This is a genomic window from Vibrio sp. Of7-15 (genome assembly GCF_022347565.1).
Classification (GTDB): domain Bacteria; phylum Pseudomonadota; class Gammaproteobacteria; order Enterobacterales; family Vibrionaceae; genus NORP241.
Window position 1 is genome coordinate 51800 of the sequence record NZ_JAKRGH010000017.1, and the last position, 26546, is coordinate 78345.

The 26546-nt window shown below is 44.2% G+C and carries 23 protein-coding genes; 20 read left to right on the forward strand and 3 right to left on the reverse strand.

Going from position 1 to position 26546, the window contains the following annotated elements:
- Positions 1–2: 2 nt before the first annotated feature.
- The 17 genes from MHO82_RS16795 (at position 3) to tldD (ending at position 20282) form a co-directional block, all read left to right on the forward strand.
- On the forward strand, positions 3–1223 hold the full coding sequence (locus MHO82_RS16795) for a type II secretion system F family protein (RefSeq protein WP_239185557.1): 1221 nt from the start codon (positions 3–5) through the stop codon (positions 1221–1223).
- Positions 1210–1710, forward strand: coding sequence for a hypothetical protein (locus MHO82_RS16800; RefSeq protein WP_239185559.1), 501 nt, complete (start codon positions 1210–1212; stop codon positions 1708–1710). The genes MHO82_RS16795 and MHO82_RS16800 overlap by 14 nt, the downstream gene beginning before the upstream one ends.
- Positions 1711–1722: 12 nt before the next feature.
- Positions 1723–2244 carry a prepilin-type N-terminal cleavage/methylation domain-containing protein gene (locus tag MHO82_RS16805; RefSeq protein ID WP_239185561.1) on the forward strand — a complete coding sequence of 174 codons (522 nt, stop codon included), beginning with the start codon at positions 1723–1725 and terminating at the stop codon, positions 2242–2244.
- 25 nt (positions 2245–2269) lie between these two features.
- On the forward strand, positions 2270–2767 hold the full coding sequence (locus tag MHO82_RS16810) for a type II secretion system protein (RefSeq protein ID WP_239185563.1): 498 nt from the start codon (positions 2270–2272) through the stop codon (positions 2765–2767).
- A gap of 201 nt (positions 2768–2968) precedes the next feature.
- The gene (locus tag MHO82_RS16815; protein WP_239185565.1) at positions 2969–3511 is read left to right on the forward strand and encodes a prepilin-type N-terminal cleavage/methylation domain-containing protein; all 543 of its coding nucleotides are present in this window, start codon (positions 2969–2971) and stop codon (positions 3509–3511) included.
- Entirely contained in the window at positions 3498–4106 is a 609-nt protein-coding gene (locus tag MHO82_RS16820) for a type II secretion system protein (RefSeq protein WP_239185567.1), read from the forward strand. Before MHO82_RS16815 ends, MHO82_RS16820 begins: the two co-directional genes overlap by 14 nt.
- Positions 4106–4951 carry a prepilin-type N-terminal cleavage/methylation domain-containing protein gene (locus tag MHO82_RS16825; RefSeq protein WP_239185569.1) on the forward strand — a complete coding sequence of 282 codons (846 nt, stop codon included), beginning with the start codon at positions 4106–4108 and terminating at the stop codon, positions 4949–4951. Before MHO82_RS16820 ends, MHO82_RS16825 begins: the two co-directional genes overlap by 1 nt.
- Complete coding sequence (locus tag MHO82_RS16830; RefSeq protein ID WP_239185571.1) at positions 4941–5426, forward strand: MSHA biogenesis protein MshP; 486 nt, start codon at positions 4941–4943, stop codon at positions 5424–5426. Before MHO82_RS16825 ends, MHO82_RS16830 begins: the two co-directional genes overlap by 11 nt.
- Positions 5427–5429: 3 nt before the next feature.
- A complete protein-coding gene (locus tag MHO82_RS16835; RefSeq protein WP_239185573.1) occupies positions 5430–9479 on the forward strand; it encodes a DUF6701 domain-containing protein in 4050 nt (1349 codons plus the stop codon).
- Between the two features lie 123 nt (positions 9480–9602).
- Entirely contained in the window at positions 9603–10646 is a 1044-nt protein-coding gene (mreB, locus tag MHO82_RS16840; RefSeq protein WP_239185575.1) for a rod shape-determining protein MreB, read from the forward strand.
- A gap of 33 nt (positions 10647–10679) precedes the next feature.
- Positions 10680–11585 carry a rod shape-determining protein MreC gene (mreC, locus tag MHO82_RS16845; RefSeq protein ID WP_239185577.1) on the forward strand — a complete coding sequence of 302 codons (906 nt, stop codon included), beginning with the start codon at positions 10680–10682 and terminating at the stop codon, positions 11583–11585.
- Positions 11575–12063: a rod shape-determining protein MreD gene (gene mreD / locus MHO82_RS16850; protein ID WP_239185579.1), complete on the forward strand. Its 489-nt coding sequence runs from the start codon at positions 11575–11577 to the stop codon at positions 12061–12063. The genes mreC and mreD overlap by 11 nt, the downstream gene beginning before the upstream one ends.
- Positions 12064–12079: 16 nt before the next feature.
- Positions 12080–12652 carry a Maf family protein gene (locus tag MHO82_RS16855; protein WP_239185581.1) on the forward strand — a complete coding sequence of 191 codons (573 nt, stop codon included), beginning with the start codon at positions 12080–12082 and terminating at the stop codon, positions 12650–12652.
- A 13-nt stretch (positions 12653–12665) separates the two neighbouring features.
- Positions 12666–14135, forward strand: a complete 1470-nt coding sequence (gene rng / locus MHO82_RS16860) for a ribonuclease G (protein WP_239185583.1) — start codon at positions 12666–12668, stop codon at positions 14133–14135.
- Between the two features lie 48 nt (positions 14136–14183).
- Positions 14184–17975 carry a YhdP family protein gene (locus MHO82_RS16865; protein WP_239185624.1) on the forward strand — a complete coding sequence of 1264 codons (3792 nt, stop codon included), beginning with the start codon at positions 14184–14186 and terminating at the stop codon, positions 17973–17975.
- 23 nt (positions 17976–17998) lie between these two features.
- Positions 17999–18823, forward strand: a complete 825-nt coding sequence (locus MHO82_RS16870; RefSeq protein WP_239185585.1) for a carbon-nitrogen hydrolase family protein — start codon at positions 17999–18001, stop codon at positions 18821–18823.
- A 13-nt stretch (positions 18824–18836) separates the two neighbouring features.
- Positions 18837–20282 (forward strand): metalloprotease TldD, encoded by a 1446-nt coding sequence (tldD, locus tag MHO82_RS16875; RefSeq protein ID WP_239185587.1) that lies wholly within the window; start codon positions 18837–18839, stop codon positions 20280–20282.
- Between the two features lie 92 nt (positions 20283–20374).
- Here tldD and yjgA read toward each other — a convergent pair whose 3' ends face one another.
- Positions 20375–20899 (reverse strand): ribosome biogenesis factor YjgA, encoded by a 525-nt coding sequence (gene yjgA, locus MHO82_RS16880; RefSeq protein ID WP_239185589.1) that lies wholly within the window; start codon positions 20897–20899, stop codon positions 20375–20377.
- Positions 20900–21038: 139 nt separating this feature from the next.
- Between yjgA and pmbA the strand changes: the two genes are divergently transcribed.
- On the forward strand, positions 21039–22382 hold the full coding sequence (gene pmbA / locus MHO82_RS16885; RefSeq protein WP_239185591.1) for a metalloprotease PmbA: 1344 nt from the start codon (positions 21039–21041) through the stop codon (positions 22380–22382).
- Positions 22383–22474: 92 nt separating this feature from the next.
- Here pmbA and MHO82_RS16890 read toward each other — a convergent pair whose 3' ends face one another.
- Positions 22475–23080, reverse strand: coding sequence for a TetR/AcrR family transcriptional regulator (locus tag MHO82_RS16890; protein ID WP_239185593.1), 606 nt, complete (start codon positions 23078–23080; stop codon positions 22475–22477).
- A gap of 235 nt (positions 23081–23315) precedes the next feature.
- Here MHO82_RS16890 and hpt point away from each other — a divergent pair, with 235 nt between their 5' ends.
- Positions 23316–23846: a hypoxanthine phosphoribosyltransferase gene (gene hpt, locus MHO82_RS16895; protein ID WP_239185595.1), complete on the forward strand. Its 531-nt coding sequence runs from the start codon at positions 23316–23318 to the stop codon at positions 23844–23846.
- A gap of 74 nt (positions 23847–23920) precedes the next feature.
- Here the strand turns inward: hpt and can are convergent, their stop codons facing one another.
- The gene (gene can / locus MHO82_RS16900) at positions 23921–24571 is read right to left on the reverse strand and encodes a carbonate dehydratase (protein ID WP_239185597.1); all 651 of its coding nucleotides are present in this window, start codon (positions 24569–24571) and stop codon (positions 23921–23923) included.
- 238 nt (positions 24572–24809) lie between these two features.
- On the opposite strand from can, the gene MHO82_RS16905 reads away from it, so the two are divergent.
- Positions 24810–26462, forward strand: a complete 1653-nt coding sequence (locus MHO82_RS16905; protein WP_239185599.1) for a SulP family inorganic anion transporter — start codon at positions 24810–24812, stop codon at positions 26460–26462.
- Positions 26463–26546: the final 84 nt, after the last annotated feature.

Here is a 26546-nt window from a genome sequence, read left to right on the forward strand (position 1 = left end):
TCATGGCAAGCTACAGTTACCAAGGTCGTAATAGTAAAGGTGAAACCGTCAAAGGAAAAGTGGATGCGCCTTCAGAAGAAGCCGCGGCAGAAGCACTTTTTCGACAAGGCATTATCCCGTTAAATATTAAAGAGGGAAAGGGCGGCTCGGCTATTCAACTGGATTTATCTAAGTGGTTCCAGGCTCCATTACCATTAGAGCTTTTAGTTATCTTTTGCCGTCAGTTATATAGCCTTACAAAAGCGGGTGTGCCTTTATTACGTGCGATGAAAGGGTTAGCGCAAAGCTCGAACAATAAAATGCTCAAAGAGGCATTGGAAGATGTATCGAGTGAGCTTACGAATGGTCGCGGTTTATCGGCAGCCATGCAGCAACATCCAAATATTTTTAGTCCTCTGTTTATCTCTATGATCCATGTCGGTGAAAATACGGGCCGCTTGGATCAGGCTTTGCTTCAGCTGGCTAACTATTATGAGCAAGAGATGGAAACTCGTAAGCGGATTAAATCTGCGATGCGTTATCCGGTATTTGTATTAACGGCGATCTCGTTAGCCATGGTGGTGCTTAACCTTAAGGTGATTCCCCAATTTGCTTCGATGTTTGAGCGTTTTGGGGTTGAATTACCCCTTCCGACTCGGATTTTATTGGCGACATCACACGCTTTTGTTAATTATTGGCCCATGATGTTGGGCGTGTTAGTTGGCTGTGTGTTTGCCTTTCAAGCTTGGATTAGAAGAGCTGAAGGGCGAGAAGCTTGGGATCGGTTTCGTCTGAGAATTCCTATTGTGGGTGATATTGTGAACCGAGCGCAGCTCTCACGTTTTTCTCGAACTTTTGCACTGATGTTACGTTCGGGGGTTCCGTTGAATCAGTCTATCGCGTTATCGGCCGAATCACTTGGTAATCAGTTTCTTGAAAATCGTTTAATTGAAATGAAAAACGCCATAGAGGCGGGGAGCAGTATTTCGTCCACGGCTGCACAAAGTGAAGTGTTTACTCCCTTAGTTTTGCAGATGATCTCTGTAGGAGAAGAAACTGGGCAGATTGATGACCTGCTTTTAGAAGTCGCTGATTTTTATGACAGAGAAGTGGATTACGACCTTAAAACATTGACCGCTAGGATTGAGCCAATCATGTTAGTCATTGTCTCTGGTATGGTGTTGATACTGGCGCTGGGCATATTCTTGCCAATGTGGAGTATGTTGGATATTGCAAAGGGATAGATGGAGTCACATTACTTTTTCTAGCTTTGGAGTGTGGATTTGCCTCATTCTTGCGTTAATTGCCATTTTGTTATGGCAGTGGCGAAGGCTAGAGCCAGAAGTGGAATCAACAGCGTTAATTGTTGCAGCAAAACAGATGACAGACTCGGCAAATAAGCTGAAACAATATTGGCTCGTCAATGGTCAACCCGAGTTTCTGATGATTGAACAACAGAGGGTAGATTTTACAGCGAATGGCTGGCCCTTGGTTCTAAAAACGGTAAAGCCAGCCGCTAAGCAGGTGGATTGTTATGCTTTAGCATCAGTGTTGATGGCTGGAAAAAAGAGTATATTTATTGATGATTTAAATGTGTTTATGGCAAATAGCTCTACCACAAATTATCGTTGTATTTACAGTTTTGACGTAGGTAAAAGTCTCGACTTATCAATAAAAAGTGGGACAATGAGCATTCGTGCCAGCGTCGGTAATCGTGAATTAACCCCTTAAATAGGTAAGTAGATGAAGCAACAAAAAGGTTTCTCTTTAGTTGAATTGGTGATTGTAATTATTGTTGTTGGTTTGCTAGCAGTTGCTGCATTGCCGCGTTTTCTTGATGTGACTGATGAAGCGCGCCGCGCCAGTATTGAAGGGGTTGCTGGTGGCTTTGCAACGGCGGTATTGTCGGTGCGAGCTCAGTGGGAAGCCAATGCTCGCCCAGTTAGTGCGGGACAAAATACGATTAATTATGATGGAACAGACTTTTGGTTAACGGTGGAAGATAATACAAATAATATCCGGCCGGGTTACCCTGTCTCTGTTAATCCTGACCAACAAACAGTTATTCAAAATGCAGCTCAATGCGCTACGTTAATGGAAGAGCTATTACAAAATCCTCCTTCTGTATCGAGTGCAGTGGGCAGTAAGTACTTAGTAACGGCAGATACACTGCAAAATACGTGTACTTATACGCAACAAGAGAATGCGGGTCACTTCTTTGAATACGATCCAGAAACAGGCCGTGTTACGGTAACATTAAATTAATCCTGACTTTTTAAGAGGAAGCAACATGAAAAAACAAGGCGGCTTCACGCTAATTGAATTAGTGGTGGTTATCGTAATTCTAGGTATTCTGGCGGTTACTGCGGCTCCAAAATTTTTAAATCTTCAAAACGATGCTCGTGCATCTGCGTTACAAGGATTAAAAGGTGCCATCAGTGGTGCGGCGGGTATCACTTACGGCAAATCAGCAATTGAAGGTGAAGAGGCAACATCGCAGGCAACAAACCCTAATGTAGATGGAATTACTACCCATTTTGGTTACCCTACTGCGGATGATGCAGGCATTGGTGCTGCTGTTGTTGGATTAAATGCTGATTGGACAAGAGCTACTTCAGGGACTGTTGGTACCAATGGGCAGCTTTTTATATCTTTTCAATCAGACACTACAAATACAGCGGCTTTAATTGAAGCAACTGATTGTTACGTTGTTTATACCGAAGCTCTTTCTGCAGTTTCTGAAGCAACAGCTTTAGTTGTAGCATCTGGTGCGGCATGTACTAACTAGATCTTTGTTTGTGGCTAACTAATCGCGGTAACTTTTAGATTATCGGTGTATTAGTAAGCGAAATAATATCATAAGGGCTGCATTTTACTGCGGCCCTTTTTATTTATGCTATGGGTTTAAAAATGCTAAATTACTTGAATCATATAGAAACATAAGTAGGGTTTTGGCGATGGCAGCAAAGGGAGAAAGAGTATAGTGATTATGGGAACTTCAAAGCCCTTGCAAGCCAACTCAGGTTTTACCGTAGTGGAGTTGATTATTGTGATCATTATCCTCGGTATTATTGGGTTATCTGCTTCTAGCCGCTTTATCGGTGCTAGCAGCTTTTCTGCCCCAGTGGCACAAGAGCAAGCCATTTCTATTATCCGGCAGATCCAGCTGGCCAGTATGCATTCTAACTATGACGTAACCACCCCTGAAGACCAATGTCGCCAACTAGATGTAACACTGAATCGCCTTGGGCGGCCCGCTGGCTGTGGAGATGCCGATACATTCAGCGATGTACTGATTTCTGATGATTTAAAAGGGGCGACTTTTAGTGTGACAAATGGCCCTATTCCCGCGTCGATTCGTTTTGATTTATTAGGTCGCCCCATTAATAGTGTAGAAACCGCCAGAGTATGTAATAACGAACCAACCGATCCCATCACCAGTGCATGCCGTATTACGATGACAGCAGCCACTGGTGGAGAATCAGCTTCTGTATGCATTAATAATGAGGGGTTTATTTATGCCTGTAACTGATCCTTTGTGTCGAGAAAATCAGAATGGTTTTACGTTAATTGAAGCTGTGATAGGTATTGTTATCATGGGGGTTGCCATGACGATCTTATTAACTTTCTTATTCCCTCAAGCTCAGCGTTCTGCAACTCCTCATTACCAAGTTCGAGCAGCAGCATTAGCGCATGCCACCATGACTGAAATTCTTTCTAAAAATTTTGACAATAACAGTGATCCAAATGGTGGCTATATCCGTTGTGGGGAAGATGACTTAGAAGGGGTTTCTACAACCTGCACCGCCCCTGATAGTTTAGGCAGCGATGGAAAAGCGGCCGGAGCGTTTACGGATGTCGATGATTACATCGGTTGTTGGCGAACAAGCGCTTCAGGGTGTGCTGATGTGCCTGCTGGAACGCCAATTGGCTCATTAAACGATGTCTTCGGTGCGGATATGAGCAGTGAATACCCTAACTTCACGCTTATTATTGAGGTATTTTATGATGGTAATTTGGATGGGATTGATGATGAGCTTATAAGAGATTTTAAGCGTATCAATTTAACTGTCGATACCAGTCGGTATGGTGTATATGAGTTTAATGCCTATCGAGGGAATTATTAATGAAATCGAGCTTTTCGTTTCGTAAAAGGGGCCTAGGTTTTACGCTTATTGAGTTGGTTATCACGATCGTCGTTGTTGGTGTTGTGTTTCTTGGTATCAGTAGTTTTTTGCAGTTAGGTGTTCAAAGCTATGTGGATACGGCGGACAGACAGCGATTACAAACTCAAGCGCAATTTGTGATGGAAAAAATGAGTCGTGAGTTGCGCCATGCGGTTCCAAATAGCTTTCAAGTAAACCTTGATGAGATTGTAGGGGGAGAGATAGGCAGTTGCTTACAATTTACTCCCATCCATTATGCGGGATTTTATCTAGGTTTTCCTTTAGCTGATGCCACCCAAATGAACATTGCAATGATGCAAACCGTGGTTTCTGGTGCAACCCCCGCATGGGAAACGGATCTTAATGAAGGCAATCGCAACTTGGTGATTAACCCGACGCGAGTTGAGGATCTCACTGATCCGACAGCTAATCAGTTTGTATCGATTACAGGGGTGATATCTGGTTCTGTTAATACGACAAATAATAGCGGTATTGTGAGTTTCCCTGCGCCAGCATCGGGTGCAACGCCATTCACATCTGAGTCAGTCGCTCAGCGGTTTTATATCTATCAAGATTCCGCTCAATATTGTTTAACGCTATCTAATCGTTTGTTTCGTATGGAAGGCGCGGTATTAAGCCAGGTAGCAGAAAATATTGATGGTTCATTATCCGCCGCGCATCAAGCGTTTGTTGTTGATTCGCCTTCGTTAACGCGCGGGGCTTTAGTCCATCTTAATTTTAATTTTTTCAATGACGATGAAGTCAGTAATTTTAGGCATGATGTTCAGGTGATTAATGTCCCTTAAATGTAGAGAACGAAGCCCATTATTTTTAGTGCACAGCTCGCCGAAAAGGCAACAAGGCAGTTTGATCATTGTGGTTGTTTTTGTGATTGTGGTGATGTCTTTATTAGCTAGCAGCCTCATGCGAATGGAGTGGTCTAATCAAGATGCGGTTACCAAGGAAATCCTAGGAACTAAGGCGTGGTTTGCTGCACACTCAGGAGCAGAGTGGGGACTAAATCAATTGTTTCCGATTGGAGATCCTGCGGTGCAACCAGACGTAGGGGTATGTTCGGGAATGTCTGCCCAATCGGCGGCTGCGTCCATGATAGCGAGTATTAATGGCTGTCAAGGGCTGGTAGTAGAGTGTACTCTTTACCAAGTATCACAAGGGGTCGATACGATTAATCATTTTAGAGTTTCAAGCAGTGCAGTTTGTGGCAGCAATCGCCATGAAGTTCGAAGAGCTCAGGAAGTTTGGGCCAGAGGTATTGAGTAACACATGGCAATAAAGAAAACATTGGTATTAGTTGTTAGTTTATTAAGTAGTTTGGTGTGGTCTTTTGCTGCGTTAGCGGGCACCGGAAAATTTGAATTTGGCCGATTGTCTGTTAGCGATTGTTTTTACCCTACCACTTCGGCTGAGTGCACTATTCAGTTTACAAATAGTTACTCTCAGCCCCCGCTTGTTTTTTTAATGCCTACCATCGAAAAGAGCAATACTAGCCCAGTGAGGAAGACCACCGATCTGCCTTCTAGCTTGCGAGTAACGAACGTTTCGTTAACCAGTGCCGATGTTCGACAGTTTATCGCGCCATCTCGGCAAAGAAGTGCCAGCAGCGGTGCGATTTTTAATAAAAAGCCGATGACGACGATCGACTACTTTGTCATTGAGCCGGGGGTGATCAAACTGTCTAATGGAACGCAAATTCTTGCAGGTCGTTTTGATACGAAAAAGACCGTCCACAGAACAGATGGCAATGCTTTTCATAAAGTTAATTTTAGATCTTTTGGGTTATCTACATTTACGCCTCTTTCTGGGTCTGGAGTTCAACTGCCAGGTGTATTAACGCAAATTCAGTCGACCAATAACGTATATGTGACTGACGATGGTGAGCATTATGCGAAAGGGCAGCCAGAGTGGATGACTTCGGTTGTAAAAAATGTCTCTTTGAGGTCTTTTAAATATGCCATAGAGCTTTCAGAAACACAGAATCATTCCGTTACCGAAAATGAAACAGTAGCGTTTGTGGCTGGGATAGGGCGTGGCTACATCGATGGCAAAAAGTTCTGGCTAGGATCAGGGCAAACAGCTGATACCAATGGCAGTAACGATAGAATTTATAAGCCTGTGATTGATGAGTGTCAGGCTTATTCGAACATTGAAGCGACGTTTGATAGTGCGCCTATATTAATCGCCTCTAAAAATACGCGAAGTGGCAATGATGGAGGATGGTTACGGCGCTGTGATTTGCAAGCAGATAAAGTAAGTTTTGTTATCGAAGAAGACATGGACTCAGACAAAGAGCGTGGCCATAAAGCGGAAACGGTCGGTTATTTTATTTTTGAAAACCAACAAAAGCCGAAAATGTGTTCTTTGTTCCCAAGTCCTGCGCAAACCTGGCAAAACAATGGTAATGAGTCTCTTTATATTGCGAATAGTGGCCAAATTATAGGTGCCTCGTTAGTTGAACAGCAGCGTTTTGTTGGCTTTTCACCCACCGCAGTTACTGATTCGAATAAGAAAGGCTGTGAAGGTTCCGAGTGTTTTGGTGAACCGGGCTTGATGGTCACCAAGTTGCCACTGGAGGATTTTCAAACACCGACTGTGCCTGAGCTTGAAATTGTGAATATTAATAGTGGCAGGCAGGAGTTTAAAAATAGTGAGCGCATTGGCTCCTTGTATGTCGAAAATGGTGCGAAGGCTGTGTTTTATTCAGGAACATACTGGATTGATAGCCTAAACATTATTGGCGATATTGAAATTCCACCTGGGCAAGATGTGATCATCAATACAAAAGGATTTTCCCTGAGTAGTAATAGCTCATTTTCTGCTGGGCAAACAGCCACCCTTGGGGTCGTAGTTTATGATCTACCATTTACTTACACGACAACGATCTTCCCAGACCGAATCGATTTTGCTCAAAACTCTTTTTTTACAGGTTTGCTTTATAGTGAGAAAAATGTGGCACTCAGTAACGGCTCTACCGTAGAGGGGGCCGTGACTGCTCGTCAAATTGAAATCCATAATGACGCAAAGATTGTGGGGGCAGGCAGCTGTTTTGAGCCTCCTGTTGATGATGAACTTGTTTTAACACCGATGAGTGGTAGTGGCTTATCGTGCACTGGGGTTGATTTTTCGTTATCAGTGCAAAGTCAGTCTACGCAGCTGCCCAGTGATTTTGCGGGTGATATCAGATTGGATCTACATCAGGATTCTCAAGTGGGGGCGTGTATTGTGCCAAAAGGAACAGTGCCGAGCGCAACTTGCGGTGATGTGGGATCGGCGAAAAGTTTTACTTTCTCTTATCCAGAGGAAAAGGAGTTAACTTTATTCAGTAAACAATCTGGTAGCGTGTATCTTAGTGCACAAGCTGTTAGCGATACTCATTTGGAAGTGATTAAAGCTGGGCCTTATCAGTTTTTGGCGCAGGGGTTTGTATTAGATAGCCAAAATGATGTTGATAATGTCAACGGCGGGCAAATCGCAAAAAGGCAATATGGTTTAACCGTTAAGGCCGTTTCGTCTGGGGAAAACTCTCTCAGCTGTGATCCTATTGATAACTACACGTCGGCAGCGGTTCCTTTGCATTTTACGCGCAAATCAGCAGGGGAAAGCCTAATTGGGAGTTATCAAATTAATGGCGTGCCTATTCAGAGTAACACGCCGCTTTCAGTGGACTTTAATCAAGGTGTATCAACAACAAATTTAACGGCAAGCTATACAGAAGCTCAGCAAGTAGAGTTATCGGTGTCTGGACCGAGTGTGTGTAATGAGCAAGGTTGCGATGCAGGTTCATCGATTAACTCAAATTCATTGGCACTTTACCATCGTCCGTTTTCGTTTGCTTTGTGCCAAGCTCGCAGTCAGAGTCTACCACTTCCTCATGGTACTTCAGTCGGAGGGGAGGGATTAACCTTCTCAGGCGATAATGTTGAGTTTAGTGTGAAAGCCTTACCTTGGTTGCCTAATTATGGCGATCAAGCGTCAGGGGCAATAAAAGCTCCTAGTATGAACCCTAGTAACCTCTCAAGCTATGAAAGGTATGCCAAGTATTTTTGCTCTCAGCCTGGGCTGCTGGCATTCAGCGGTGATGTGACATTAGAACATGCTATTCATTCCCCCGCTCTGGGGGATGCTGGAAGCTTGAATACTTCGGCGATTACGTTTGAGAAAGACTACAATAACTCTTCAGTGTTAGGTAATTTAAGCTGGGATAATGTAGGTAGTGTACTATTGTCGCCAACCCACAGTAACTACTTAACATCAGGGCTGAATGTTCCGTCTGCGGGGGTTATTCTTGGTCGTATTTACCCGAATTATTTTTCTATGGTCGATAACGAGACCAGTTGGACTTACCCAAATAATCAAACGGGTTTCGCGTATATGGGCCAGCCCTTTATACATCGCTTTGCTGTTGAAGCGAGGAACAGCGCTGACCGGGGAACGACAAACTATGGTGCGTTTGATACTCACTTGAAAGCCAGTATGGCGATGATGGTGGTGGATCCTACCGCCATTGGTGTGAATGATCTTTCTCGTCGTATTGAAAAGATCTCGACCTATGCGTGGGATGGTACGTTTTGGCAAGGTGCTTCTCTCTCCCAAACTTTGAATGATTTTACTTTCAGTCGAGCAGCGCAAAGCACGTTACCATTGAGCACTCGTGAAGATGGGCCATTTGACGAGAGTAATCAAAACTACGGTTTTTATGTGTCACAAACGGTGGACCCTGTGGATTTTAGTCCACGAAATTTGATGTTAACTCGATCAGACAACAGTACGGAACAAGGGCAGTCGTACACTTCTCATGCTCGTGTGCGCTATGGTCGAATGGCATTAGGAGATGTAACGGCGCAGTCGGGTGAACGTATTGATGTCCCTCTGCGAGTTGAATTTTGGAATGGTGATCGTTTTGTGGTTAATGGTGACGATAACCGAAGTTATTTTACTGCTCGTAATGCGGGGTTAAATGAAAACTACATCTGTACTGAAACGGTGTGGCAATCACTAGAAGTAGATTCGAATAGTCATTTAATGGGTTCTGGATCGGTAATTCGTGGAGAGGCTCAAAACCTTCAAGCTGTCGCGGATTCAAACACTGAAAATCTGCGAGAAAAAGTGCGATTTTGGCTTCGAATCACTAACTCCATACCAAGTGGCGTTGTATGTCAAAATCCGCAGCGAGATACGGCGCAGCCATGGCTTCAATACAACTGGCGTGGCTTGGGAGATGAAGACCCATCAGCGATGGTTACGTTTGGTTTATTTCGAGGTCATGACCGGGTAATTTTCCGTGGAGAGAGCAATGTGATTGGAGCCATGAACTAAAAAAAATATATTTTGTCTGATTTGGTTCAGGTTTAGTACCGTTCGCCTTGCTGTAATGGCTTGGCATTGGTACATTTAGCGGAATTTACAGAATTTTAATGCTCTCAGGATTAGCCGAAGATTATGTTCAAAAAACTTCGTGGCATGTTTTCAAATGATTTATCAATTGATCTGGGTACTGCCAATACTCTTATTTACGTAAAAGGGCAAGGAATTGTCCTAGATGAGCCATCCGTCGTTGCGATCCGTCAAGATCGCACTGGCTCTGCAAAAAGCGTGGCCGCTGTTGGTCATGATGCAAAACAGATGTTAGGCCGTACTCCGGGCAATATCTCCGCAATTCGTCCAATGAAAGATGGCGTAATTGCAGATTTCTATGTTACGGAAAAAATGCTTCAACACTTCATTAAACAAGTTCACGACAACAGTGTGCTACGCCCAAGCCCTCGTGTTTTGGTGTGTGTGCCTTGTGGTTCTACCCAAGTTGAACGTCGTGCTATTCGTGAATCAGCTCAAGGTGCTGGCGCTCGTGAAGTGTACTTAATTGATGAACCAATGGCGGCGGCAATTGGTGCTGGTCTGCCAGTGTCAGAAGCAACTGGCTCTATGGTTGTTGATATCGGTGGTGGTACGACGGAAGTTGCTGTTATCTCACTTAACGGTATTGTCTACTCCTCTTCTGTACGCATTGGTGGTGACCGTTTTGATGAAGCGGTAATTAACTACGTTCGTCGCAATTACGGTAGCTTAATCGGTGAAGCGACAGCAGAGCGCATTAAGCATGAGATTGGTTCGGCATATCCTGGCGATGAAGTTCGTGAAATTGAAGTTCGTGGCCGTAACCTTGCTGAAGGTGTGCCTCGTAGCTTTACTCTTAACTCAAATGAGATCCTTGAAGCCCTTCAGGAGCCATTAACGGGCATCGTTTCAGCTGTCATGGTTGCATTAGAACAATGTCCACCAGAGCTGGCTTCAGATATTTCTGAGCGCGGTATGGTGCTAACGGGTGGTGGTGCGCTGCTGCGTGATCTTGACCGTCTATTAATTGAAGAAACAGGCATTCCAGTTGTTGTTGCTGAAGACCCACTAACGTGTGTGGCTCGTGGCGGCGGCAAAGCATTAGATATGATCGATATGCACGGTGGCGATCTGTTCAGTGAAGAATAAATCGTTTGTTATGAACTAAGCAGGTTGTAACGAATGAAGCCTATCTTTGGTAGAGGTCCATCTCTACAGTTGCGCTTGTTTCTTGCGATTATGATTTCGGCCAGTCTTATGCTGGCCGATAGTCGTTTAGATACTTTTTCCGGTTTCCGTCATCTCCTCAATAGCATTGTGTCGCCTTTGCAGTATGCAGCGAACTTACCTCGTACCATGTTGGACGGGTTGTATGGTCGCTTTAATACTCGCGAAGTACTAATGATGAAAAATAATGCGTTGCAGCGTGAAATTTTGGTTTTGAACAGTAATCAGCTTTTGCTGGATCAACTACAACAAGAAAATCAACGTTTACGTGAGCTATTAGGATCGCCGTTTATTCGTGATGAGCGAAAAATGGTAACGGAAGTCATGGCTGTGGATTCTGCACCTTATAGCCACCAAGTTATGATTGATAAAGGCTATATTGATGGTGTGTATGAAGGTCAGCCCGTTATCAATGAGAAAGGCATTGTAGGCCAAATTATTTACGTTGGTGCTCATAATAGTCGAGTTTTATTATTGATAGACTCAAGTAATGCCATTCCAGTTCAAGTGGTGCGAAATGACATTCGTGTGATTGCCTCGGGGGGCGAGCAAGTTGATAAATTGCAACTTGAGCACATACCATCCAGCACTGATATTGAAGTGGGGGATTTGCTGGTTAGCTCTGGTTTGGGGGGCCGATATCCTGAAGGGTATCCGGTAGGCTATATTACAGAAATTGATTTTGATAATAAGCGCCCTTTTGCCACGGTGACGGCAGAGCCAACAGTGGAATTCGACAAGTTACGTTATTTATTGTTGGTATGGCCAACAAAAGTAGAGTTAAAGGCAGAGCCTGATGCGCCGTCAGAGTCTGTTGCAGAAACAGCAGTAAAAGGCGAAGGAGAAGCTAATGGCCAATAGTCTTATGCGAGGCCGATTGATTATTTGGCTCTCTTTTCTTATTGCTCTGGTTTTTCAGGCGGTGCCGTGGCCAGGCATGTTGGAAGTCTTTCGTCCATCTTGGGTGCTGTTGGTGGCCTTTTATTGGATTTTAGCGCTTCCGCACCGAGTGAACGTGGGAACGGCAATGGTGCTTGGTCTCATTTGGGATCTTTTGCTCGGGTCAACGTTAGGAATTCGTGGCATGATGATGGCTATCTTAGCCTACATTGTTGCTCTTAATTTTCAAATGCTTAGGAATATGGCATTGTGGCAGCAAGCGATTTTGTTAGCCATTTTATCTATGCTAGGCAAGATCATTGAGTTTTGGGGAGAATACCTGATCCAAGAGGTGTCATTTAATCCTCACTATTTATGGGCAGGTTTGCTTAACTTTATTTTATGGCCTTGGATGTTTTTATTATTACGGCGTGTGCGTCGTCGTTGCTCTATTCGTTAATTATTGAGGTGATCTTATGCCATCTTTAGATTTGTATCTTGCTTCCGGATCGCCACGCAGAAAAGAGCTACTTGAACAACTTGGCTATCGATTTGAGCGTCTTGTGGTGGATGTTGAAGAACAGCATCAACAAGGGGAGTCCCCGCAAGATTATGTTTTACGTCTATCACAAGATAAAGCCAAAGCTGGTGTGCAGTTAACGTCTAATTCAACACCTGTACTGGGTGCTGATACCATCGTTGTGCTCAATGGTGACATTTTGGAAAAACCAAAAGATTATCAAGATGCCAAGCGAATGTTATCGCAGCTATCAGGGCAAGAACATCAAGTGATGACAGCCGTTAGCTTAGCAAACAGCAGTAAAATGCTTTCTACGTTAGTGACTACTTCCGTATGGTTCAAACCACTGTCAGAACGAGAAATAGAAGCCTATTGGCAAAGTGGTGAACCTTGCGATAAAGCTGGCAGTTATGGGATTCAGGGAGTCGGCGGCAGATTTGTCGCGAAAATTGAGGGCAGCTACCACGCCGTAGTTGGCTTACCATTGATGGAAACTGACCAGCTCATGCACGAATTTATTCAAAATTAATTAAGGCGCGCTCATGAGTGTAGAGTTATTGATAAACGTGACGCCGAGTGAAACTCGGGTTGCGATGATAGAAAGCGGGGTGCTGCAAGAGGTTCATATTGAACGTGAAGCTCGACGTGGCATCGTGGGTAATATTTACAAAGGTCGCGTAAGCCGGGTATTGCCGGGCATGCAAGCGGCCTTTGTTGACATTGGCTTAGACAAAGCGGCTTTTCTTCATGCCTCCGATATTGTCCCTCATACTGAGTGTGTGTCGGAAAATGAAAAACAACAGTTCCAAGTTCGCGATATTTCTGAGTTGGTAAGGCAAGGCCAAGACTTAGTTGTACAAGTGGTGAAGGACCCATTGGGGACAAAAGGCGCGCGTTTAACCACAGACATTACTTTACCTTCACGTTATCTCGTATTTATGCCCGGAGCCAGCCATGTGGGGGTTTCGCAGCGTATTGAAAGTGAAGCTGAGCGTGCAAGGTTGAAAAATACCGTTTCAGATTACTGCGACGAATTTGGTGGCTTTATTATTCGTACAGCGGCGGAAGGGGCAAAAGAAGCAGAGATTGCCCAAGATGCGGCCTTTTTAAAGCGCTTGTGGACAAAAGTGATTGAGCGCCGCAAAAAGTACAAAACAAAGTCCATGTTATATGGCGAGTTAGGTTTAGATCAGCGGATCTTACGAGATTTTGTTGGCACTGAGTTGGATTTAATCCGCGTAGACTCCAAGATGGCGTTTGAAAAGCTGAAAGAGTTTACGTCTGAGTTTGTGCCTGAATTAACCAAAAAGCTTGAGTACTACGGTGGTGATAAACCTATCTTTGACATGTTTGACACGGAAAATGAAATCCAGCGTTCATTAGATCGTAAAGTGGAACTTAAGTCGGGTGGATATTTGATCATCGATCAAACGGAAGCCATGACCACTGTCGACATCAATACTGGTGCATTTGTTGGGCGTCGCAACCTTGAAGAGACTATCTTTAATACAAATGTAGAGGCAACTCAGGCCATCGCTCGTCAGCTCCGTTTACGTAACTTAGGTGGCATTATTATCATTGATTTCATCGATATGATGAGTGAAGAGCACCGTCGCCGAGTGTTGCAATCATTAGAACAAGCACTAGAAAAAGACCGTGTGAAAACGAACATCAATGGTTTTACTCAGCTTGGTTTAGTGGAAATGACACGTAAGCGGACCCGCGAGAGCATTGAGCATGTGTTGTGTGGCGAATGCCCAACATGTGAAGGCCGTGGTAGTGTGAAAACCGTCGAAAGTGTGTGCTATGAGATTTTACGTGAAATTACACGTGTGAATCGTGCTTACGACGCAGATAAGTTTGTTGTGTATGCATCCGTGGCGGTTGCAGACGCATTAGAAGGTGATGAATCTCACGCATTAGCTGAGCTTGAAGTCTTTATTGGTAAACAAGTTAAAATTCAAGCTGAGCCCCTCTATATTCAAGAGCAGTTTGATGTTGTCATGATGTAGAGAGGTCACCGAGTGGCATCCATTACCACCCGCTGTGTACGTTTTTTTATGTGGCTACTGCTGACGTTTTTGGTCGTAGCCGCATTATGTATCACAGGATTACGAATTTTATTACCCAAAGTGGATCAGTACCAACCGGAGATCCATGCATGGGTTGCGGCTGAGACAGGCATGGCATTATCGATCGGTAATGCGGAAGGCCACTGGCGCAATACTTACCCTTCATTAAGTCTTTCCAATGTGACTCTTGGGTTACCGGATACGGAAAAAACGTTACTGAACATTGGACAAGTTGAACTCCAGCTAGATTTATTGTCGTCCTTACTTACCCTTCGCCCCCAGTTTGCTGATATTAGTATCGAAAAACTGGTTCTGGATGTGAGAGAACTGTCATACAACACAGAAGATAGACACGATTCCACCTTTTTACAAAGTCTTGAGCAATTATTTTTAGTGCGCTTAGGCCACTTTTCTGTCCGTGATTCTAAGATTCATTTTCGCTCTTTAGCCGAAGATGAGTATCAACTGGATATTACCTCGCTAAAATGGAAGAACATTGATGGTAAGCACCTTGCTGATGGGGTGGTTGGGATTGCGAATAGTGAACTTAGCCAGCTCAAAGTGATCGCGAACTTTGAAGAGCAGGGGCAGTTAAGTTCGATTAATGGCGATTTTTACCTGCAAGCCAATAAAATCCCAGTGGTTCCTTTTCTTGACCGTTATTTGAAAGAAGAAACGGGGATCCAATCTGGCCTAGTGAGTGTAGAAAGCTGGATTACATTAAAAAATGGCCTGCCTGTTGATGCATTAGTGCAGTTATTGCCGTCTCATATCCAATGGTTAGATGGGGAGCAACCTCACAAGCTTAATATTGATGATGGGGTGTTTAAGTTACAACCTGATGGCGATGGTCTGTTTATTCATTCTTCAAAGTTAGCATTACGAACGGATGATGAAGCATGGCCACTTAGTAATTTGAGTCTGTCATGGCAACCAGAATCATGGGTTTTTAATTCTGACCAAGCCGCCATTGAGCGACTTTTACCACTACTGTCACTGCTTCCTGAGTCAGAAGGCATTAGTAACTGGCTGACCACTTTAGCGCCAGCAGGGAAAGTGCAAGATTTACGCATCAGTCAATCCACTCAACAGCCGCTGCGTTACTCTGCGAATATTGAACATTTTTCCATGAAGCAGTGGGAGTTGTTACCTGAAGTCCATAAGTTAAATGTCACCCTTGCCGGAGATTTAACGTCAGGAGCCGCAACGCTTAATTTGGTAGATGATACTTTGCCATATGGTGATGTATTTCAAGCACCACTGCCTATTGATAATGGTGAAGTTAGTGCTTACTGGCAGATAAATGATGATGGTTGGCAGTTGTGGTCAGATAAGATTGCCGTCACCACGCCGGATTTGAATGTGATCGGCGAGTTTTTTCTCGATTTTCCATATGAGTCTTCGGCTTTACTTTCGTTTTATGGCGAAGCAGACGCTTACAATGCGGGTGAAACATGGCGTTACTTGCCGACACTCGCATTAGGTCAAGAGTTAACGGATTACCTTTCTGCGGCCATTCAAGGGGGCAGAGCCCAAACAGCCCAATTGGTTTGGTATGGGGAATTAGGTGACTTCCCGTATTTAAATAATGAAGGTGTTTTCCAAGCGGGCGTGGGGATTGAGCAGGCAAAATTTAGTTTTGATACTGCATGGCCGCCATTGGAAGATTTACAGCTCGATTTGTTATTTGAAAATGCGTCCATGTATCTAGAGTCTAAGTCTGCTCGTCTGATGGAAGCAAGAGCCACGAAAGTGGATGGCTACGTTGAGCACCTTGGTGAAGGTGGTCATTTGGAAATCACGGCGAGTGCCAAAGCAAAAGGAGCGGCGGTTCGTGATTACATGATGGCTACTCCGCTGGTTGACTCGGTGGGAGCGGCATTAACAACGGTACAGGTCGCAGGTGATGTAACGTCTACTTTTGAACTAGATATTCCATTTAATGGTGATGATGTTCGAGCTTGGGGTTACGCCGATCTCAAGAAAAACGATGTTGAAATTCAAACGCCTAATATTGTGTTGGAAGCGGTCTCCGGGCGAGTTCATTTTGATAACGATGTTATTTCAGCGAAAGAGATGACAGCGACGTTACTGGATCAACCTATCTCGGTGGACTTTACTGGTGAGCAGCAAAAAGATTATGACCTCGCTATTGGCGTTTCAGGTAACTGGGAGGTGAAACTGCTTAAGCCGTATGTTGGTGATGAGCTTTTAAAAGAGGTTTCAGGACGTAGCCGCTGGGATTTAGGGCTTGATGTTCAGTTAGCCGATATTGGTTTTACCTATCAAGTGGATCTAAAAGCAAACTTACAGCATGTGACTAGTCTGCTGCCTTTCCCCCTTGATAAACCGAAAGGCAAGCCATCGAGCGCTAGAGTTCAAGCATCCGGCAACCAAGAAGCGCTGTCTGCTCGGTTGACATTACCACAAGCAAAATACCAGGCTGAAATTAATATTGTGCCTGAGCGCCCAGTGATTGAAGCAAGCAACGTTGTGATAGGCAAAGGTGATTTTAAAGTAAGCCCTATTGTTGGTCATACAGTGCAGCTGAATCACCCTCGTTTTGATGCCGATAGTTGGATTGAAGCTCTAAAAGGGGGTGATTCAGCCTCGTCTGGTTCTTCAAGCGGCAGTACTTTCCCTGAGTTACCTCTACCAGAACGAGTGAACATTAAAACGCAGCAGCTAGAGCTAGCAGGGTTAGAGTGGCATGATCTCTCCGTTGCAGCACGCAAAAAGCCGACTGGGTGGAACGTGCTCATTGGCAGCCAAGAATTGGATGGTCAAGTTTCATGGAAAGAAGGACAACCTGTTTCAATCGAGTTGGATAAATTACACCTTTATTTCTCTGAGCTGGAAAATCTAGATGAAGAGCAAATAAGGTACCATCACGCTACTGAAGATAGCCCATTAATTTCTGATTTTGATCGGGAGTTTAAAGAGTGGATCCCTGAATTTGATCTTTCTATTTCAGATGCTTGGTTACAAGGTTATAAATTAGGAAAAGTGGAAGCGCACTTAAGGCGAGAAAAAGATGCGTTGGTATGGCAAGACATTTCAGTAAGCAGTGGTTCGAATAAGTTTGAATTGAACGGGCGTTGGACCTTGACCGACAGAATAAGTCGATCTGAATTTAACATGTCCATGAATGGAAAAAACAATTCAGAGTTAATGGCGAGATTTGGGATCAGTTCTGGCATTCAGAAAGCGCCGTTTGAGATGACATCAAATCTTAACTGGGATGGTGCACCCTGGTCGATGAGAGTGGATACTTTGTCAGGAGAAATGACCACCCGGTTAGGGAGTGGTGTTATTTCTGATGTCTCGGGAGCTGCGCGGTTGTTGGGCCTATTTAGCCTAGATTCTATTATTCGTAAAATGAAGCTGGATTTTACCGGTGTGTTTGACGATGGGATGCCGTTTAACTCCATCACAGGCAGCGGTAAAATGCGCAAAGGTATCTTTGTGAGTAATAACATAGAGATGGATGCAACAGCTGGTCTGATGCAAATTAAAGGTAGGGCGAATTTAGCTTCCCGCCAAGTGGATGCGGAAGTGGAGTTTACACCCGATCTGACATCGGGGATCCCGGTTCTGACTGCGTTTGCTGTGACGCCTCAAACGGCCCTGTATGTATTTGCAATTACCACTGCACTTTCGCCTGTGATTGATGTGTTTACTCAAGTACGATATGAAGTAAAAGGGTCACTTGAAAACCCGGAAGTGAAGGAAATTTCACGTAGTCGTGGTGAATACGTGCTACCTGAAGCAAATAAGTAAATGCGACAAGGAAGGAGTAAAACATGGCAAAAATAGGCGTGGTTCAAATGACCTCGGGGGAAGACCCAGAGAAGAACTTAGAGCACTTAGCCCGTAAACTTAAGGGGTTGCAGCTGCAAGGTGCTGAACTCGTCGTTACTCCAGAAAATACAGTCGTATTTGGTAGCCGAGATGATTACCTTAAACATGCTGAAACATTAGGTAAAGGGCCAATTCAAGATCAATTGTCTGAAATGGCTCGGCATTATCGTATCTGGCTGGTGGTTGGCTCAATGCCAATTCTCACGGTAAGTGGAGAAGTCACTGCAACCTCGTTGGTGTATGACGATCAAGGTCAACTTATCGAGTTTTACGATAAATTGCATATGTTTGATGTTGATGTGGAAGATGGGCACCATAGTTACCGAGAATCTGATACCTTTAAAGCAGGAGATCAAATCAAGGTTGTAGAGACACCATTTGGAAAATTAGGTCTTTCAATCTGTTATGATGTTCGTTTTCCGCAGCTGTACAGCGAATTAAGGCAACAAGGTGCTGACATTATTGTTGTTCCAGCGGCCTTTACAAAAGTGACAGGTCGTGCCCATTGGGAAGTATTATTACGTGCCCGCGCCATTGAAACTCAATGTTGGTTATTGGCATCGGCACAATGGGGCGAGCACAACGCGGAACGTGAAACTTGGGGCCACTCCATGATGATAGATCCATGGGGTAATATTGTTGCGGAACAGAAAGAAGGAACGGGTGTCTTACTCACTGATATCGATATTTCGGTCAGCGATGGTATCCGTCAAAAAATGCCAGTCGCAAAACATGCGCGGCTAACCTGCCACCTACACCAGAAATAAGAGCACGAATTAAATGAGCTTAAATAGCGTAGAACAAAATTTGTTAGCCATGGCTGGGCTAAATCAAGATGAACTGTCGAATACTCTTGGCATGATTGCGACGCGTGATGTGGATTACGCAGACATTTATTTTCAATCTTGCTGGCATGAATCGCTAGTGCTGGAAGATAGCATTATTAAAAACGGTTCATTCAATATTGATCGTGGTGTAGGGGTTCGTGCCGTTGCGGGTGACAAAACAGGCTTTGCATATTCAGATCAGATCAATCTAGATGCGTTGACACAAAGTGCAAAAGCGGCTCGTGGTATTGTACAACAAGGCGGTGAAGGTCGAGTTAAAGCTTTTGCTCCGACTATAGGTAGTGGTATCTATGCTCCGATTGACCCATTAAAAAGTTTAGATAAGCAAGAGAAGATCGCGCTACTTGAAGAAATCGATCGTTACATCCGTACTAAAGAGCCTTTGGTTCAGGAAGTATCTGTCAGTCTAAATGGTGTGTATGAAGAAGTCTTGGTTGCCGCTTTAGATGGCACGTATGCGACAGACGTAAGACCGCTAGTTCGTTTATCTATTAGCGTATTGGTCCAAAAGGGGGATTTACGTGAACGTGGTAGTTCTGGTGGTGGTGGTCGTTACGGCTATGAGCATTTCTTAAAAGCCGAAGGTGATAAAACGGTCGCGCTCAACTTTGCTGATGAAGCGATTCGCCAAGCATTAGTGAATCTTGAAGCGGATGCTGCACCAGCAGGTACTATGCCTGTCGTTCTAGGATCGGGTTGGCCAGGTGTATTGTTGCACGAAGCTGTTGGTCATGGCTTAGAAGGTGACTTTAACCGTAAAGGTTCATCGATGTTCAGTGGTAAAGTGGGTGAGCAAGTGACTTCGCCACTTTGTACGATTGTGGATGATGGTACGTTAACGGATCTACGTGGCTCTTTGAACATTGATGATGAAGGTGTTCCGGGCCAATACAATACGCTGATTGAAAATGGCGTATTAAAAGGTTACATGCAAGATAAATTGAACGCCCGTTTAATGGGAGTGGATCCTACGGGTAATGGCCGTCGTGAATCATACGCACATCTACCTATGCCTCGTATGACAAATACTTACATGCTACCTGGCGAGCACGCCCCAGAAGAGATTATCTCAACGGTTGAAAAGGGTATTTATGCACCTAACTTTGGCGGTGGTCAGGTAGATATTACCTCGGGTAAGTTTGTGTTCTCTGCATCAGAAGCTTATCTCATTGAAAACGGTAAAATTACTCGTCCAATTAAAGGGGCGACATTGATTGGCTCTGGTATTGAAGCCATGCAGCAAGTCTCTATGGTGGGTAATGATTTATCACTCGACCGTGGTGTGGGTGTGTGTGGTAAAGCGGGCCAAAGCGTGCCAGTGGGCGTTGGTCAGCCAACCTTGAAGTTAGATGCGTTAACGGTTGGTGGTACAGAGTAAACTCTACTTTGACTTTACAGCTTTAAAAGAAAAGAGGCCATATGATGACATACGGCCTCTTTTTTATGTTTGTTCATGTAGCTAAAGCGCGGTTATTCGTCTTCTGCGAGTTCTTTTAATACTTGGAAAATCTCACGGAAAGCTTTTGGTGGTTTGCTTTGTGATTTTTCTTTATTGGCTTGGCGAGCAAGCTGACGCAGACGCTGGCGATCAGCGTTTGGGTATTTATTGAGAACTTCTGCAATGGCTGAATCACCTTCAGCAACAATACGATCTCGCATTGTTTCAAGCTTGTGCAGCTCAGCAGTGGCTTGCGAGTGCTTGTTGTAGTGTTTATCAAGAGCGGCTTGGATTGGCTCTGGATCTTCGTTACGCATTAGTTTACCAATGCGTTGTAGCTGACGGCGTTTTGCTTCATTTTTGAAACGCTGAGCGTCTAATACCGCGTCGAATAAGTCTTCAGATAGCGGGAACTTTTCTAGGGTGCTGGCTTTAATATCAACCAGTTGTTCGCCCAGTTTCTGCAGTTCTTCCATATCGCGTTTCATCTCGGTTTTACTTACCCAGATGATTTCTTCTTCCTCTTCCCAAGGTGCTTTTTGGTTTTTACGGCTCATAATTAAGGGTTCTCGTTGGTGTCTGTGACCCAGAAAGGGATCTAATGCCTTATTTTAACAAGTTTAGTCGTGATTGGGGGCGCAATTTTATTGCGTAGGGTGTTATCCTAACATTATCTGGACTAAATAAAGTGTTTTTATGGACGCAAGACAACAAGTGACTCAACAGCAGGTTGAGTTAGAAGCCGCGGTAGCCAAAGCGTTAGAAATGGCTGGCACTCAGGCTGACGCAGCAGAAGTTGCTATCACAAAAACCACCGGCATTAGCGTTTCTACTCGCATGTGTGAAGTAGAAAATGTTGAATTTAATAGTGATGGTGCTTTGGGTATCACCGTATACCGAGGTCAATGTAAGGGCAGTGCTTCTACATCCGATCTTAGTGATACTGCTATTCAACAAACGGTAGAAGCGGCACTCGATATTGCTCGCTACACATCAGAAGACCCGTGTGCAGGCCCTGCTCCTGCAGAACTGATGGCAAAAGATATTCCCGATTTAGATCTCTTCCATCCTGATGAGCCGGAGCCAGACTACGCTGCTAAAGTGGCGATTGCTTCTGAACAAGCGGCTTTAGATTACAGTAGCAAAATTAAGCAAAGTGATGGTGCTAGTTACGACAGTTACTACGGTATTAAAGTGTATGGTAACAGTCATGGCATGTTGGCCAGTTACCCAACGAGCCGCCATAGTATCAGTTGTTGCATGATCGCAGAAAGCACCAATGGTGAAATGGAGCGAGATTACAGCTACACCGTGGCTCGTCACCGTGATGAGTTATGGACACCGGAGTTTGTTGGCCATGAAGCGGCTAAACGTACTCTAGAGCGTTTAGATGCTCGTAAAATAGGAACAACACAAGTTCCGGTTATGTTTGCTGCTGATGTCGCTACAGGGCTGGTAGGTCACCTAGTGATGGGGATCAGTGGTTCAAACCTTTACCGAAAGTCATCTTTCTTATTAGATAAGTTAAACGAGAAAATTTTCCCAGATTGGTTCTCTATCAGTGAGCGCCCACACGTTCTTCGTGGTATGGCGAGTAGCCCATTTGATAGTGAAGGGGTGATCACGCAAGATCGTGAAATTATTACAGATGGCGTGTTAGCGACATACCTATTAACGAGTTACGCTGCACGTAAAATGAAAATGCAGCCAACTGGCCACGCAGGCGGTATTCACAACTGGTTTGTAAAATCGACGGGCGAAAGCTTCGAGCAGATGCTTAAGAAGATGGATACCGGCTTACTGGTAACTGAACTGATGGGCCAAGGCGTGAATGCCGTAACGGGGGATTACTCTCGCGGTGCAGCCGGTTTCTGGGTTGAAAATGGTCAGATCCAATACCCAGTCACAGAAATTACGATTGCGGGTAACTTAACAGAGATGTTTAACAACATCGTGGCCGTCGGTAATGATGTAGAAACGCGATCTCAAATTCAGACCGGTTCGATTTTGATTGAATCAATGAAAATCGCTGGAGAGTAGTTTTCATAGCTAAGATATTAGAACGATATATTCTAAAATAACAAAGGCCAGCTTATCTTATGACAAGCTGGCCTTTTCATAGAAGCCTATTTTTATTTATAGATGCATAGCATCGCCAAGAAGCTATCCACTAAATTTTCTAATTTTTCTTTGTCAGGGGTGCGGTTCGCCTGAAGGTATAAAGAGTAACAAATGCCGTGTAAAAGCTTCGCTAGGTCATTCGGGTTATGTTCGTCGCACACCTCACCCTTAACCATGGCTGCGCCGAATAATTCAGCGACACGTTTCATGTTATCTTTGTTGGTGCTGACGAATAAAGGCCATACTTCGTCACGGGTTGAAGAGCTCCATTCAAACCATACTTTCACCCAATCTTCTTGCTCTAGCGTCACGTCAATTAGGTTATTGGTGATGTTCTCTAAGCTTTCTTTTATGTGGGCATCTTCCACTAAGCTATCAGCCAAGAATTGGCTAAAGCGGCTTTCTACTTTATTTAATACTTCATCCACCAGATCTTCTCGTGTTGGGAAGTAATTAAACACAGTTGCGACAGAAACATTCGCAATTTCGGCGATATCCGCATGACCACCACGGCCAATGCCACGGCGTGCAAATACACTGATTGCGATTTCAAGTAACTGCTCTTTACGTTTTTCAGGCGAAAGCCTAGTACGTGTTTTTTGTACTAAAGTATCCATATTTTTGTTATATCCTTGCCAACTGAAATTATTATTTATTAGTAAACTTATTGTATATGGATAATAATCGTACAATAGGGCTATTGATACTTCAACAACTTATTGCACTTCTCGAAAGAAAATTGACTCACGTAAAAATTAACCTACGCGCTTTGCAATGCTAGAATAGAGATCTTCGAGTTAATTAATAATCCGACAGCTAGAGAATATGCAGCTTTAGCCGAGGGAGAATAAAATGAAGCATACAGTTGAAGTAATGATTTCTGAGCAAGAAGTTCAGGATCGCGTTAGCGTTTTAGGTCGAGAAATCACAGAGCATTATCAGAATTCTGAAAATCTAGTAATGGTTGGCCTATTACGTGGCTCATTTGTCTTTATGGCAGATCTTGCTCGTGCTATTGATATCCCACATGAAGTTGATTTCATGACCGCCTCTAGCTACGGCAATACAATGGAAAGTTCTCGCGATGTTCGGATTTTAAAAGATTTGGATGACGACATTAAAGGCAAGGATGTATTGCTGGTGGAAGACATTATTGATACAGGTAATACACTAAGTAAAGTGTGTGAAATTTTGTCTCTACGTGAGCCTAACTCGATTCAAATCTGTACGCTGTTAGATAAGCCTTCTCGTCGTGAAGTGCATGTTGATGTGAAATGGGTTGGTTTTGCTATTCCGGATGAGTTTGTAGTTGGTGTGGGTATCGATTACGCGCAGAAATACCGCCATTTACCATACATTGGGAAAGTTGTACCTCAAGAGTAATCGGCTAACTCAGTTTGACATACAGCAACGCCCACGGAGTTCTTCGTGGGCGTTCTTTGTATGGCTAGGAAGTACTATTCGTTATTGAGTAGTTTTGCCATGGCTGTTTGATGAGAGCTTTCTAGGGTCTCTCGGCTCGCACAGCGCACACCAATGTCTTCTAGCTTACCATCTCCAATACCGTAGATAACCCCGTGGATCTCCACATCTTGCCCACGTTCCCAAGCATTTTGCATAATCGTCGAATTGCCTAAGTTGTAGACTTGCTCGGCAACGTTGATTTCACACAGTTTATCTGCCTGTTGCTCAAGTGGCATTTTACTCAGCCAGTTACGGTGTTTGAGGTATAAATCTCGAATGTGTAACAGCCAGTTATTAATGAGCCCTAGTTGTGGGTTTTCAATCGCCGCGAGAACCCCACCACAGCCATAATGGCCACAGACGATAATGTGTTTGACCTTCAGCACATCCACAGCGTATTGCACTACGGATAAACAGTTTAAATCAGTATGGATGACTTGGTTGGCCACGTTCCGGTGAACAAATAACTCACCAGAGTATAAGCCAGTTAAGCGTTCTGCTGGTACGCGACTGTCAGAGCAGCCAATCCAAAGAAATCCAGGGTGTTGCCCTTCTTCAAGTTTTGCGAAGTATTCTGGGCTTTCTGATTTGATGGATTCAGACCACTTAGAGTTATTTTCAAACAGCTGTTTAATTTCTGGCATCTTACTTCCCTTGTTCAACTGGCTCAACTATACACAATGTTACAATTTCAATCTTGCACAATATTGCCTGAAATGCACTCATCTGACGTGTTCTAGGTCATAAGATCATTAAGTTAGCCTTGTTCCTAACTTTTAGTTATAAATTGTCAGTTATGGGATGTATTTAACAGTTAAATTATTTTAATAACATTTGATAAAGTAATGCGGTTTGAAATTTTTATCAGCAGGGAGCGGTATTTTGTTTGGAAGTCGATTTGAAGATATCAACCTGAAAGGGGATCTGTTTGGTGGTGTTACCACTGCCATCATTTCCCTTCCGCTAGCGCTGGCGTTTGGTGTTGCCTCTGGGGCGGGGGCTGAAGCGGGCCTTTGGGGCGCGATTATGGTGGGTTTGTTTGCAGCCCTATTTGGTGGTTCATCCAGCCTGATTTCTGAGCCGACAGGCCCGATGACGGTGATCATGACCGCGGTGATGACGAGTATGATGGCTCGTTATCCTGAAACGGGCATGGCTATGACCTTTACTGTTGTTATGATGGCCGGTGCCTTTCAGATCTTACTCGGGACATTAAAGTTAGGTAAGTACGTTACTTTAATGCCCTATAGCGTGATTTCTGGTTTTATGTCGGGAATAGGGGTTATTTTAATTATCCTCCAACTTTCCCCTTTACTGGGTCATGCTGCGCCTTCTGGTGGTGTCATGGGAACGTTGACAGCCTTGCCTGACACGGTCGCAAACATGAAGTTTAGCGAGCTTTTTCTTGGCTTGTTAACCTTGGCCATTTTATTCTTTTTCCCAAAAAAATACCGCAAATACATTCCTGCTCAGTTGGTGGCGTTGATTGCCGTTACGCTACTGTCTGTCATTGTTTTTGATACTGATAGCATCCGCCGAATTGGTGAGATCCCTGCTGGGTTACCATCGTTTGTGATCCCAACCATTAACTCTGAAATGTTTACCACCATGGTAATTGATGCGTTAGTGTTGGGCACATTAGGGTGTATTGATACTTTGCTGACCGCCGTTATCGGTGACTCCCTAACTCGTAAAGAGCATGATTCTGACAAAGAGCTGCGTGGTCAGGGGTTGGCTAACATGATCTCTGGTTTGTTTGGTGCTTTACCAGGGGCTGGTGCTACTATGGGTACGGTAACCAATATCCAAGTTGGTGCGCGTTCTCCTCTATCTGGTGTCATTCGTGCGTTAGTACTTGCGTTAGTGGTGCTGGTAGCTGGTAGCTTAACAGAGCCGATTCCAATGGCAGTATTGGCAGGTATTGCCGTGTACGTCGGCTTTAATATCTTAGATTGGAGTTTTATCCAGCGTGCTCATAAGGTCAGCGTGCAGGGTATGGCCATTATGTATGGCGTTATGTTGCTCACCGTATTTGTGGATTTGATTGCCGCAGTGGGGTTAGGCGTATTCATTTCTAACATCATCATTATTGAGCGCTTAAGTCGTGAGCAAGCAAGGCAAGTAAAAGCCATCAGTGATGCCGATGAAAATGACGTGCCACTGACCGACAGTGAGCGGGGCCTATTAGACCGAGCAAATGGCAAGGTTCTGTTTTTCTATTTGTCTGGGCCAATGATTTTTAGTGTCTCAAAGGCGATTTCCCGTCAGCATTCGAGTATTTCAGATTACGAAGTCATGATTTTGGATCTCACCGATGTGCCGATGATTGATGTAACGGTTGGGCTTGCGTTAGAAAATGCCATTAAAGATGCTCTTGATGCAAACTGTGAAGTGTATTTGCTTTGCCCAAATAAACAGACTCGTCAGCAATTAGAGAAATTCCATGTGCTTGATTTAGTGCCTGATGGGAACACCTACTCCTTTAGGTACGAAGCGCTAAAAGCTGCCATTAAATTGGTTGATACAACCAAATAAATGAAATGGATTTTTTGAATAAAACGCAGTCACGATGGCTGCGTTTTTTATTGAAGAAAATTCTAATATTGGCTTGAAAAGTGC

Excerpts from the sequence above, each read along its gene's own strand:
- MHO82_RS16855 (WP_239185581.1), top strand. The coding sequence starts at position 12,080 with ATGCCATCTTTAGATTTGTATCTTGCTTCCGGATCGCCACGCAGAAAA.
- tldD (WP_239185587.1), top strand. The coding sequence starts at position 18,837 with ATGAGCTTAAATAGCGTAGAACAAAATTTGTTAGCCATGGCTGGGCTA.
- MHO82_RS16890 (WP_239185593.1), bottom strand. The coding sequence starts at position 23,080 with ATGGATACTTTAGTACAAAAAACACGTACTAGGCTTTCGCCTGAAAAA.
- MHO82_RS16870 (WP_239185585.1), top strand. The coding sequence starts at position 17,999 with ATGGCAAAAATAGGCGTGGTTCAAATGACCTCGGGGGAAGACCCAGAG.
- MHO82_RS16810 (WP_239185563.1), top strand. The coding sequence starts at position 2,270 with ATGAAAAAACAAGGCGGCTTCACGCTAATTGAATTAGTGGTGGTTATC.
- hpt (WP_239185595.1), top strand. The coding sequence starts at position 23,316 with ATGAAGCATACAGTTGAAGTAATGATTTCTGAGCAAGAAGTTCAGGAT.
- MHO82_RS16795 (WP_239185557.1), top strand. The coding sequence starts at position 3 with ATGGCAAGCTACAGTTACCAAGGTCGTAATAGTAAAGGTGAAACCGTC.
- pmbA (WP_239185591.1), top strand. The coding sequence starts at position 21,039 with ATGGACGCAAGACAACAAGTGACTCAACAGCAGGTTGAGTTAGAAGCC.
- mreC (WP_239185577.1), top strand. The coding sequence starts at position 10,680 with ATGAAGCCTATCTTTGGTAGAGGTCCATCTCTACAGTTGCGCTTGTTT.
- MHO82_RS16820 (WP_239185567.1), top strand. The coding sequence starts at position 3,498 with ATGCCTGTAACTGATCCTTTGTGTCGAGAAAATCAGAATGGTTTTACG.
- mreB (WP_239185575.1), top strand. The coding sequence starts at position 9,603 with ATGTTCAAAAAACTTCGTGGCATGTTTTCAAATGATTTATCAATTGAT.
- MHO82_RS16865 (WP_239185624.1), top strand. The coding sequence starts at position 14,184 with ATGTGGCTACTGCTGACGTTTTTGGTCGTAGCCGCATTATGTATCACA.
- mreD (WP_239185579.1), top strand. The coding sequence starts at position 11,575 with ATGGCCAATAGTCTTATGCGAGGCCGATTGATTATTTGGCTCTCTTTT.
- rng (WP_239185583.1), top strand. The coding sequence starts at position 12,666 with ATGAGTGTAGAGTTATTGATAAACGTGACGCCGAGTGAAACTCGGGTT.
- can (WP_239185597.1), bottom strand. The coding sequence starts at position 24,571 with ATGCCAGAAATTAAACAGCTGTTTGAAAATAACTCTAAGTGGTCTGAA.
- MHO82_RS16815 (WP_239185565.1), top strand. The coding sequence starts at position 2,969 with ATGGGAACTTCAAAGCCCTTGCAAGCCAACTCAGGTTTTACCGTAGTG.
- MHO82_RS16805 (WP_239185561.1), top strand. The coding sequence starts at position 1,723 with ATGAAGCAACAAAAAGGTTTCTCTTTAGTTGAATTGGTGATTGTAATT.
- MHO82_RS16830 (WP_239185571.1), top strand. The coding sequence starts at position 4,941 with ATGTCCCTTAAATGTAGAGAACGAAGCCCATTATTTTTAGTGCACAGC.
- yjgA (WP_239185589.1), bottom strand. The coding sequence starts at position 20,899 with ATGAGCCGTAAAAACCAAAAAGCACCTTGGGAAGAGGAAGAAGAAATC.
- MHO82_RS16825 (WP_239185569.1), top strand. The coding sequence starts at position 4,106 with ATGAAATCGAGCTTTTCGTTTCGTAAAAGGGGCCTAGGTTTTACGCTT.
- MHO82_RS16835 (WP_239185573.1), top strand. The coding sequence starts at position 5,430 with ATGGCAATAAAGAAAACATTGGTATTAGTTGTTAGTTTATTAAGTAGT.